This window comes from Enterobacter cloacae complex sp. P38RS, assembly GCF_014930775.1.
GTDB lineage: Bacteria > Pseudomonadota > Gammaproteobacteria > Enterobacterales > Enterobacteriaceae > Enterobacter > Enterobacter bugandensis.
This window is the reverse complement of record NZ_JADBRS010000001.1, coordinates 434,805-445,472: the sequence shown is the minus strand read 5'-3', so window position 1 is coordinate 445,472 and position 10,668 is coordinate 434,805. Positions and strand designations below refer to the sequence as shown.

Here is a 10,668-nt window from a genome sequence, read left to right as displayed (position 1 = left end):
AAACCAAATGAGTGGGTCACAAATTCAAAATTAACAAATGAGTCGCCGCCCCTAATGATACCGGCACGGTTAATGGGAGGGATGACTATGGCAGGACTGGATAAGCGCGTCGGCAGCTATGCGCAGGCGCTGGAGGGGCTGACGGACGGAATGACCTTACTGGCGGGCGGCTTCGGCCTGTGCGGCATTCCGGAGAACCTGATTGCGGAGGTCCGGCGCCGTCAGGTGAGAGATTTGACCGTGGTGTCAAACAACTGCGGCGTGGATGGATTCGGCCTGGGGATACTGCTCGAAACGCGGCAGGTTCGCAAAGTGGTGGCCTCTTACGTCGGCGAGAACGCGCTGTTTGAGCAGCAGGTGCTGAGTGGCGAGCTGGAAATTGAGCTTACGCCGCAGGGCACGCTGGCGGAAAAGGTGCGCGCGGGCGGGGCCGGTATTCCGGCGTTTTATACGGCCACCGGCTACGGCACGCCCGTGGCGACCGGCAAGGACGTGCGCCAGTTCGCGGGCAAGCACTACATCCTCGAGGAGGCGATCGTCGGCGATTTCGCGCTGATCAAGGGGTGGAAAGCGGACTGGTACGGCAACGTAATCTATCGCCATACCGCGCAAAACTTTAATCCGCTGATGGCAACGGCGGGCCGGATCACGGTGGTGGAGGTGGAAGAGATTGTTCCGCCGGGTGAACTGCCCCCGTCGGCCATTCACACCCCGGGAATTTACGTCGACAGGCTGATTGTCGGCCAGTTTGAAAAACGCATTGAGCAGCGCACCCTGCGCGCGCAAGGAGTGTGACGATGTTAACCCGTGAACAGATGGCCATGCGCGTCGCCCGCGAGCTGCGTGACGGTTATTACGTCAACCTGGGGATCGGCATCCCTACCCTGGTGGCGAACTACATTCCGGACGGGATGGAGGTGATGCTGCAGTCGGAAAACGGCCTGCTGGGGATGGGGGCTTTTCCCGACGAGCAAACCCTTGATCCTGACATGATCAACGCCGGTAAACAGACCGTGACAGCGCGGACCGGCGCGGCCATTTTCGACTCGGCCCAGTCGTTTGCCATGATCCGCGGCGGCCACGTGGACCTGACCGTGCTGGGCGCATTTGAAGTGGACGTGGAGGGCAACATCGCCTCGTGGATGATCCCCGGAAAGATGGTGAAGGGCATGGGCGGCGCGATGGATCTCGTTGCCGGGGCGCAGAACATCATTGTGGTGATGACCCACGCCTCAAAGAGCGGTGAGTCGAAGCTGCTGCCGCGCTGCACGCTGCCGCTCACGGGCGCGGGCTGTATCCGTCGGGTCCTGACCGATCTCGCGCTGCTGGAAATTCAGGACGGCGCGTTCATCCTGCGGGAATACGCCCCGGGCGTCAGTATTGACGAGATCGTGCGTAAAACGGCAGGGAAAATCATTGTGGCGGACGACGTGCGCGAGATGCGCTTCACCTGAGGGGTCAGCATGAAAAAGGTCATGATTGTCGGGGCAACGCGAACCCCCATTGGCAGTTTTCGCGGATCGCTCTCGTCCCTTGCTGCGGTTGAGCTTGGGGCCGTCACGGTACGGCACCTGCTGGAGAACAGTGGTCTCAGCGCCGAACAGGTAGACGAACTGATTTTCGGCCAGGTGCTGACGGCCGGATGCGGGCAAAACCCCGCCCGCCAGACGGCCATCGGCGCCGGATTGCCCGTCAGCACGCCGGCGACCACCGTCAACCTGGTGTGCGGCGCGGGCTTAAAAGCGGTCCAGCTCGCCGCCCAGGCGATCCGCTGCGGCGACGCGGAGGTGGTTATCGCCGGCGGTCAGGAGAGCATGAGCAACGCCCCATATCTTCTGGACGGCGCACGTGCCGGGCTGCGTTTCGGGCATGCGGGCCTCAAGGACAGCATGATTACCGACGGCCTGTGGGACGCATTCAACGATTACCACATGGGGATCACCGCTGAAAACGTCGCCCGCGAGTATGACATTTCCCGCGAGCAGCAGGACGCCTTCGCCGCCCGCTCGCAGCAAAAAGCGGCGTCCGCCATTGAGTCCGGCCGGCTTGACGCCGAGATAGCGCCGGTGACGGTGAAACAGGGTAAAAAGCCGCCGCTGGTTATTGATCGTGACGAACAGCCCCGACCAGGCACTACTGCAGAGCAGCTTGCGCAGTTGCGCCCCGCCTTTTTGCACGAGGAAGGCACCGTCACGGCGGGGAATGCCTCCACGCTCAACGACGGTGCCGCCGCGGTGCTGCTGATGAGCGAGGAAAAGGCGCGGGAGAGCGGATTGCCTGTCCTTGGCCGCATCGTGAGTTACGCCGTGACGGGCGTTGACCCGTCAGTAATGGGCATGGGCCCGGTCAGCGCCTGCCGGACGGCGCTGGCGCGGGCTGGCTGGACGCTCGACGAGGTGGACCTCATTGAAGCCAATGAAGCCTTTGCCGCCCAGGCGCTGGCGGTGGGCCAGCAGCTCGGCTGGGATGAGCGCAAGATCAACGTTAACGGCGGTGCCATCGCCCTGGGCCATCCGATTGGTGCTTCCGGCTGCCGAATCCTCGTGACCCTGCTGTACGAAATGCAGCGCCGTGACGTTAAAAAAGGGCTCGTCACCCTGTGCGTAGGCGGCGGACAAGGCATTGCCCTGACCGTCGAGCGTTAAACCTCTCGTTGGTACCCGAATAATAAGTAAAGTGAGGAGTCATAATGAGTGTGTTAATAGCCCTGGCGGCGCTGGCACTGCTGATGCTGGCGGCCTACCGCGGATACAGCGTTATTTTGTTTGCGCCGATCGCGGCGCTCGGTGCCGTGCTGCTGACCGATCCGGGTGCCGTCGGCCCGACGTTTACCGGCCTGTTTATGGAAAAGATGGTGGGCTTCGTCAAGCTCTACTTCCCGGTGTTCCTGCTGGGTGCGGTGTTTGGCAAGCTGATTGAGCTTTCCGGCTTCTCACGTTCCATCGTCGCCGCCGCAATCCAGATCCTCGGGCGTCGACACGCCATCCCGGTGATTGTCCTGGTGTGCGCGCTGTTAACCTACGGCGGCGTTTCGCTGTTCGTGGTGGCGTTTGCGGTGTACCCGTTTGCCGCCGAGCTGTTTCGCCAGAGCGGCATCCCTAAGCGGCTGATCCCGGCCACCGTGGCGCTGGGGGCATTCTCGTTTACCATGGACGCCCTGCCCGGCACGCCGCAGATCCAGAATATCATCCCCACCAGCTTCTTCGGCACGAACGCCTGGGCGGCCCCGTGGCTGGGGCTTATCGGCTCTCTGTTTATTATCGTCTTTGGCCTGCTCTGGCTGGAGCGCCAGCGCCGGAAGGCGCTCAATAATAATGAAGGTTACGGCACGGATCTGAAAAATGAACCCGAGACGCCGGATAACATTAATCTCCCGCATCCGCTGATTGCTATCTCCCCGCTGCTGGTGGTGGGCATACTGAACCTGCTGTTTACCCGCTGGATCCCCGGCTGGTACGGCGTGAGTCACGAGCTTACCCTGCCTGGCCTAGCGAAACCGATTGTGACCGAGGTGAGCAAGATCACCGCCATCTGGGCCGTGGAGGCGGCGCTGATCGCCGGTATCGTGCTGGTGCTGATTTTTGGCTTTCGCAATATCCGGGGGCGTCTGGCTGAAGGCAGCCGAACGGCGGTGAGCGGAGCCATTCTGGCGGCGATGAATACCGCCTCGGAATACGGTTTCGGCGCGGTTATCGCGGCGCTGCCTGGGTTCCTGGTGTTATCCAAAGCGCTGGCTGCCATTCCGAATCCGCTGCTAAATGAGGCCATCAGCGTTACCGTGCTCGCGGGGATCACCGGTTCGGCGTCCGGCGGGATGAGTATTGCCCTTGCCGCCATGTCCGACTCGTTTGTCGCCGCCGCCCATGCGGCCAATATCCCGCTTGAGGTGCTGCACCGCGTGGCCTCGATGGCGAGCGGCGGGATGGATACCCTTCCCCATAACGGCGCGGTGATTACTCTGCTGGCTATCACCGGCCTGAGCCATCGCCAGGCCTACGGCGGCATTTTCGCTATCACCATCATTAAAAGTCTGGCAGTACTTTTTGTCATTGCTGTGTTCTATCTGACCGGCATTGTGTAAGGAGAGAAAAATGAATCTGAACGGTAAAACCGCCCTGGTCACCGGCTCAACCAGCGGCATTGGTCTGGGGATCGCCCGCGTGCTGGCGAAGGCGGGCGCGCAGCTGATCCTCAACGGCTTCGGCGACAGCGCATCGGCACGGGAAGAGATTGCGCAACTGGGCAAAAAGCCGGGCTATCACGATGCGGATCTGCGGGACGTATTGCAGATTGAGGCCATGATGCGCTACGCCGAATCGCAGTTTGGCGGCGTGGACATTCTTGTGAACAACGCCGGGATCCAGCACGTGGCTCCGGTTGACGCCTTCCCGGTAGAGAAATGGAACGACATTATCGCCATTAATCTTTCCGCGGTGTTTCACACCAGCCGGCTGGCGCTGCCGGTCATGCGGGATAAAAACTGGGGGCGCGTCATCAATATCGCCTCCGTTCACGGGCTGGTCGCGTCGAAAGAGAAATCGGCCTACGTTGCGGCCAAGCACGGCGTGGTGGGCTTTACCAAATCCCTGGCGCTGGAAATCGCCCGCACGGGTATTACCGCCAATACTATCTGCCCCGGCTGGGTACTGACCCCGCTGGTGCAGCAGCAAATCGACAAACGTATCGCGGACGGCGTACCGCCGGAGCAGGCTCGCGAACAGCTTCTGGCGGAGAAACAGCCTTCAGGGGAGTTTGTTACCCCGGAACAGCTGGGCGAGCTGGCGCTATTTTTGTGCAGCGACGGCGCCGTGAACGTTCGCGGCGCCGCGTGGAATATGGATGGCGGCTGGGTTGCTCAGTGATGAACAGGCCGGGAAAGGCAACGTCGCCGCCCGGCTAAAATCGCTAGCTTGAGCAGCTGACCTCCAGCCGCTTGCCCCAGTCAGGCGGGCGGCTGACGTAATCATCATCCCGGTCGGCAAACGGCGTGCGCAACGCCAGATGCAGACGGTGTAGCTCGTCGTACTCACCCTGCTCTGCCTGCTCAATCGCCCGCTGCGCCAGCCAGTTGCGTAATACCATCGCGGGATTCGCTGCGTTCATCTGCGCCTGACGGGTAGCGTCGTCTACCTGCTCCTGCTGCAGCCGCGTGCGGTACTGTGCAAACCAGTCGTCAAACGCCTGACGGTCAATAAACTCGTCGCGCAGCGGCGAGGCGGCGCTGTGCTGCTCCGTCTGGCCCAGCATTCGGAAGGTGCGGGTGTAATCGCTTCCCTCACGCGCCATCAGGGCAAACAGGCCGTTGAGGATGTCGTTGTCGCCCTTCTCCTGGGTCATCAGCCCCAGCTTGTTACGCATCAGCGTGCCGTATTCCCGCAGCAAAAGGTCCTGATAGCTGTCGAGCGCATCGTTCAGGGCATCAACGTCGATAAACGGCGATAAGGTTTGTGCAAGCCGCTGGAGGTTCCACAGCCCAACCGCCGGCTGATTGTCAAAGCTGTAACGCCCCTGATAGTCGGAATGGTTGCAGATATACCCCGGCTGATAATCGTCCAGGAAACCAAACGGACCGTAATCAAAGGTCAGGCCGAGAATCGACATGTTGTCCGTATTCATGACCCCGTGAGCAAAGCCTACCGTTTGCCAGCGCGCAATCATCGTGGCGGTACGGGCAACCACGTCCCGGAACCAGAGAACGTATTTATCCGCCTCATCCTGCAGATGCGCCCAGTGGTGGCGAATGGCGAAGTCCGCGAGCTGGCGAACCTTGTCCGGCTCGCGGCGATAGTAAAAGTGCTCAAAATGACCAAAGCGGAGATGGCTTTGCGCTATGCGCATCAGCATCGCCCCCTTTTCCACCGTTTCGCGCGTCACCGCCGTGTCGCTGGTGACGATCGACAGCGCGCGGGTGGTGGGAATCCCCAGCGCATGCATCGCTTCGGATGCCAGACTTTCGCGTATCGTTGACCGCAATACCGCGCGCCCGTCGCCCATTCGTGAGTAAGGGGTAAGACCTGCGCCTTTCAGATGCCAGTCAACCGTCTCCCCGTTGGGAAGCCGTTGTTCGCCGAGCAGGATCCCCCTGCCGTCACCCAGCTGCCCCGCCCAGACGCCAAACTGGTGTCCGCTATAGACCTGAGCCAGAGGCTGCATACCGGGGAGAAGCGTTTCACCTCCCCAGACGCCAGCACTGCCTGAACGCTGAAACAGATCGGGCGGAATGGCCAGCTCATCGGCCAGCCGATCGTTATGCCAGATAAGACGTGAATTATGTAACGGTGTTGGTTTGAGTGCGGTGTAAAAGCCAGGCAACTCGTCATGCCAGTGAGCAGTAAAAGACAGGGTCATAAGTCCTCCTGCCTTTAGTGTAGAGGGTTTACCCGGACTTAAACACGGTCGAAAGGCAGGGTTATCGCTGCTGGACCAGCGTCGTGACGTGCTCCGCCGAGACGGCTGGCCAGAGCGCACCCTGCATGGCACCAAAATTGAAGGACAGAACGCGCTGCAGCAAACCGTGGTCGTCAATGCCGGAGACGATCACCGACTGGCAGTGCGGCGTTATTTGCCAGAGGATCGCGCGCATAAAAGGCTCAAAAGAAAGCTCAGAAGCACGCTGCTGGATGAATCCTTTATCAAGAATAACCCGTTTAAATAATCCATCATAGACGGCCTTGAGCGATGCAGCACCGGCTCCAAAGTTTGCCAGCACCAGCGGAAAATGGATCGCCATTCTTGCCAGCTGCAGATCGTCCTTTCCGTTATTTAAACCTGGATAGTTCTCATTAACAGTAAACTCAAGAAACGGATAACGCTCAAGAATTGAAACAGCATTCCCATTACTTAATAAAAACTCAACAATTGCTGGTGTAATATTGATCCATGCAATTAACTGATGCTGAATAAAAAACAGTTTACAGGTATCAAGCAATTGCAGTTTTTCGTTAAACAGCGCTAACTCCTCTGCCGCTGAAAGCCGAGGGATAACGAGCTCAGTGGGGATCCTCACATCGGTGCCGACGCCAGTAAAGTTAACCAGTATTTCTAAACCTTTTAGCTCGCCTGCGCTATTACGGGCAGGCAGAAGCATCAGTTCAGACTGGTAAGCATTATCTAGCGTAATAATCATTGCACTCGCCCCGCATTAAAGATGAGAGAGGACATCCTGGAGCAATTGCTGACACAATTCCACTGTCTTGATTTTAATAAGTTTAATTTCATTAGTTCCGTATTAATTTTCAGATTTATCCCTGAATCTAAAATAATCTTATCCTGGTTACTGAATAATAGCCAGTTTTAGATAAAACAGACACATAGGGATGTTGCTAATTTAGGTAAATTTAACTTTAATCAGCTTATTTGAGAAAAACGGCATGGTTTAATAGTTACCATGCCGACATAAGAAACGTGTTCGGGCAGTCTAAATACGTCGCGCCTGCCAGAAATTTTTACGCCAGTACACGTTATCGAGAGAAGAGCGCATCACGCCGCGGCTGGTAGAGGCATGAATAAACTGATTGTCTGTATCATATATCCCAACATGCAGGCCGCTTTCTCCCGATCCGGTTTTGAAAAAGACCAGATCACCGGGAAGGAGATCGTCTTTATCAATTTCAGTGCCTATTTCCGCCTGCTTGCGCGTGTCTCGCGGAAGCTGTAAATCAAACTTGTCACGAAACGTCATCAGGACAAAGCCTGAGCAGTCCACCCCGCCGCGGCTCATGCCGCCGTAGCGGTAAGGCGTGCCGCGCCAGTTGCTCAGCTGATCGTTAAGGCTGGCAATAACGGTGATAGAATCCGATAGCCGCGGATTAGGCGGCGGTGCACGATGGCTGCTGCATCCCGCAAGAAAGAGTGCCGCCACGAAGAGAAACCAGAATCGCATTTTCAGACGAATCCTCTGCTTTTATTGTTCTTTTGGTAATTTAGCGTGCAATTGTGTTCACAGGCAAGAAACGGTTACTCCTGCCCGGTAGAAATCAGCATCTTATGTCCCTCTACATCCAGCCTGCGGAACGACATGTTGTAGGCGCGGGCAAGATTTGGCGGCGTAAGGACCCGATCCCGCCTACCGCTGGCGATCATCCTGCCGCGCGACAGGAGCCACACGCGATGGGCGTGACGTAACGTATGGTTAAGATCGTGGCTGCTCATCACTACGGCGATACCTTTCCTGCTCAGAGCGCTTAGCAGACTATCCAGCGCCGCCTGCTGGGCAACATCCAGACCGCTCATCGGTTCATCCAGCAGCAGCATCCTCCCGTGAGGATTGCCCGCGGGATGGATCTGCAGAATGACCGCCGCCAGACGCACCCGCTGCCATTCTCCTCCAGAAAGCTGGCTGGCATGCCGGGACAGTTTATCTTCCAGCCCTAACGCCGCAGCCACTTCCTCCAGCAGTGCCGTATGCTGTTTGTCGTGCAGATGCAGCATCAGATAATGCCAGACCGGCATCGCAAAAGGCGGTACCTGCTGCTGCACCAGGTAGCTGCGCCGGTGGGCCAGCGAGGCGGGTGACCAGTCGACCAAAGCATGTTCCAGCAGCGTAATCTGCCCTGGCCCGGTGGTCAGCCCCGCCATCCGCGCCAGCAGCGTGCTTTTACCCGCGCCGTTTGGCCCGACGAGATGCAGGATTTCACCCGAATTGATGTCGCAGGTTACCGGCTCCAGACGCCCCTTCTCGGCGACGTCCGTGAGCTGCATCAGCAGCGACATTATTTCGCCAGCGCCAGCTTAATAGATTCCATGACGATCGGGTCCTCAGGCGTCATATCCGGCGAAAAACGCTGAACGACCTGGCCGTCACGACCAATCAGGAATTTTTCGAAGTTCCACAGAATATCGTCCGGATAGAGCGGCGCGCGGCCTTTGCTGGCCATGCGCTCGTAAAAACCGCTCTCTTCCGGCGCAACGGCCTTCGGCGCGGCGGCAATCAGCTTCGCATACAGTGGATGGCGGTCTTCACCGTTGACGTCAATTTTGCTGAACATCGGGAACGTCACGCCATAAGTGGTGCTGCAGAAGGTTTTGATCTCTTCTTCGCTGCCCGGCTCCTGGCCCAGGAACTGGTTGCACGGGAAGCCCAGCACGGTAAAACCGTCTTTCTCCCAGGCCTTCTGAATATTCTCCAGCTGCTCGTACTGCGGCGTCAGGCCGCATTTCGATGCCACGTTGACGATGAGCAACACCTTGCCTTTGTAGCTTTCCAGCGTGGTGTTATCCCCATCAATGGTGGTCACTTCGGTATTCAGGATATCTGACTGCATAGCATTTCCTCAGGTTGTCGATTTAACGTCCAGCTTTTAATAGTAGCCAGATAAAGACTGGCGCGCCCAGCGTTGCGGTCACCACGCCAACAGGCAATTCTGCGGCCGTCAGGGCGAGACGGGCGATGATGTCGGCCACCAGCAGCGTGGCTGCCCCGGCAACCGCCGAGGCCGGAAGCAAGGTTCGATGATCCGTGAAGCCGCAAAGACGCAGCATGTGCGGAATGACCAGCCCGATAAAGCCAATCGCCCCCGCCAGGGCCACGCTCACGCCTACCAGCCAGCCAATGGCAATGACCAGTACGTTACGCCAGAAACCAATCGGCATACCGAGCTGGCGGGCAGAGATTTCCCCCAGCGCGAGCCGATTCAGCGGCTGGGCCTGCAGCGCAGCCCACGCGATGACCGGCACCAGCAGCGCCATTAGCCAGCCCTGGTGCCAGTCAACGCCGCCAAAGCCGCCCATCATCCAGTACATGAGCTGACGCAGGTCAAAGGAGGTCGAGAAGTAGACCGCCCAGGTCATCAGCGCGCTACAGATGATCCCCAGCGCGACGCCGGCAAGCAGCAGCCGGCTGGTCGACAGGTGCCGTCTGGCGAAGCGAAGAAGAATGACTGTGATCAGCAGTGCGCCGAGAATGGCGCTCAGGCTAATGCTCCAGCCGGAGAGTTCTCCCCCGCCCAGCATCACCGCCGCAATCAGCCCGACGCCTGCACCGTTCGACACCCCCAGCAGGCCGGGCTCCGCCAGCGGGTTTTCGAACAGCGCCTGCATAATGGTGCCAGACAGCGCCAGCGCGGCGCCGACCAGGATCACCGCGACGGTGCGCGGCAGGCGAATTTGCCAGACGAAGAGCTGCCCGTCAGGCCCCAGCCAGCTTTCAGGCCCGATCCAGCTGTCGCCTGCGCAGAGGCTAATACCCGCGGCAAGAATAAGCAGCAGCACCAGCAGAAGCAGGCGACGCCGATCGGAACGGTGCTGGCGATGAGCATAATCAAGCATGTGTACGGTTTGTTAGCGAGTGATGTAATTGATTTTACGGCGTGTTTGCCGGAGAGCGCAAAGAAAAAAGGCCGCGTGGGCGGCCTTTTTGGTTAGTTCATATTACTCTGCTTTAGGCGTTGCGTTTTCGACGCGGCTCTTTAACTTCTGGCCGGGTCTGAAGGTCACCACGCGGCGGGCTGTAATGGGAATATCTTCCCCCGTCTTCGGGTTACGGCCCGGACGTTGGTTTTTGTCTCGCAAATCAAAATTGCCAAAACCGGAGAGTTTTACCTGCTCACCATTTTCCAGAGCACGACGGATCTCTTCGAAAAACAGCTCTACCAGCTCTTTGGCATCCCGTTTGCTAAGCCCAAGCTTATCAAACAGATATTCTGACATTTCAGCTTTTGTAAGCGCCAT

12 protein-coding genes are annotated in these 10,668 nt (G+C 58.5%); 5 read left to right on the top strand and 7 right to left on the bottom strand.

All coding sequences use genetic code 11. From position 1 onward, the window contains the following. Positions 1-87 precede the first annotated feature (87 nt). Genes IM303_RS02180 through IM303_RS02160 form a run of 5 tightly spaced genes read left to right on the top strand, consistent with a single transcriptional unit; the run spans position 88 to position 4,862 of the window. Positions 88-795, top strand: a complete 708-nt coding sequence (locus tag IM303_RS02180; protein WP_049000745.1) for a CoA transferase subunit A — start codon at positions 88-90, stop codon at positions 793-795. 2 nt (positions 796-797) lie between these two features. Beyond that, positions 798-1,454 carry a CoA transferase subunit B gene (locus IM303_RS02175; RefSeq protein WP_192970939.1) on the top strand — a complete coding sequence of 219 codons (657 nt, stop codon included), beginning with the start codon at positions 798-800 and terminating at the stop codon, positions 1,452-1,454. Positions 1,455-1,463: 9 nt separating this feature from the next. Next, entirely contained in the window at positions 1,464-2,645 is a 1,182-nt protein-coding gene (locus tag IM303_RS02170; protein ID WP_193359541.1) for an acetyl-CoA C-acetyltransferase, read from the top strand. 41 nt (positions 2,646-2,686) lie between these two features. Continuing rightward, positions 2,687-4,081 (top strand): GntP family permease, encoded by a 1,395-nt coding sequence (locus IM303_RS02165; RefSeq protein ID WP_193359599.1) that lies wholly within the window; start codon positions 2,687-2,689, stop codon positions 4,079-4,081. 10 nt (positions 4,082-4,091) lie between these two features. Further along, complete coding sequence (locus IM303_RS02160; RefSeq protein WP_045261579.1) at positions 4,092-4,862, top strand: 3-hydroxybutyrate dehydrogenase; 771 nt, start codon at positions 4,092-4,094, stop codon at positions 4,860-4,862. 43 nt (positions 4,863-4,905) lie between these two features. Here IM303_RS02160 and selO read toward each other — a convergent pair whose 3' ends face one another. From selO to ihfA, 7 genes are all read right to left on the bottom strand, one after another. Next, on the bottom strand, positions 4,906-6,348 hold the full coding sequence (gene selO, locus IM303_RS02155) for a protein adenylyltransferase SelO (protein ID WP_193359540.1): 1,443 nt from the start codon (positions 6,346-6,348) through the stop codon (positions 4,906-4,908). A 61-nt stretch (positions 6,349-6,409) separates the two neighbouring features. Beyond that, positions 6,410-7,126, bottom strand: a complete 717-nt coding sequence (locus IM303_RS02150) for an EAL domain-containing protein (RefSeq protein ID WP_028012821.1) — start codon at positions 7,124-7,126, stop codon at positions 6,410-6,412. A gap of 291 nt (positions 7,127-7,417) precedes the next feature. Further along, positions 7,418-7,882 carry a C40 family peptidase gene (locus IM303_RS02145; protein WP_028012820.1) on the bottom strand — a complete coding sequence of 155 codons (465 nt, stop codon included), beginning with the start codon at positions 7,880-7,882 and terminating at the stop codon, positions 7,418-7,420. 74 nt (positions 7,883-7,956) lie between these two features. Then, complete coding sequence (btuD, locus tag IM303_RS02140; protein WP_193359539.1) at positions 7,957-8,712, bottom strand: vitamin B12 ABC transporter ATP-binding protein BtuD; 756 nt, start codon at positions 8,710-8,712, stop codon at positions 7,957-7,959. After that, positions 8,712-9,263 (bottom strand): glutathione peroxidase, encoded by a 552-nt coding sequence (locus IM303_RS02135; RefSeq protein WP_028012818.1) that lies wholly within the window; start codon positions 9,261-9,263, stop codon positions 8,712-8,714. The genes btuD and IM303_RS02135 overlap by 1 nt, the downstream gene beginning before the upstream one ends. 22 nt (positions 9,264-9,285) lie before the next feature. Then, on the bottom strand, positions 9,286-10,266 hold the full coding sequence (gene btuC, locus IM303_RS02130) for a vitamin B12 ABC transporter permease BtuC (RefSeq protein ID WP_045630141.1): 981 nt from the start codon (positions 10,264-10,266) through the stop codon (positions 9,286-9,288). 102 nt (positions 10,267-10,368) lie between these two features. After that, positions 10,369-10,668 carry an integration host factor subunit alpha gene (gene ihfA / locus IM303_RS02125; protein WP_003857805.1) on the bottom strand — a complete coding sequence of 100 codons (300 nt, stop codon included), beginning with the start codon at positions 10,666-10,668 and terminating at the stop codon, positions 10,369-10,371.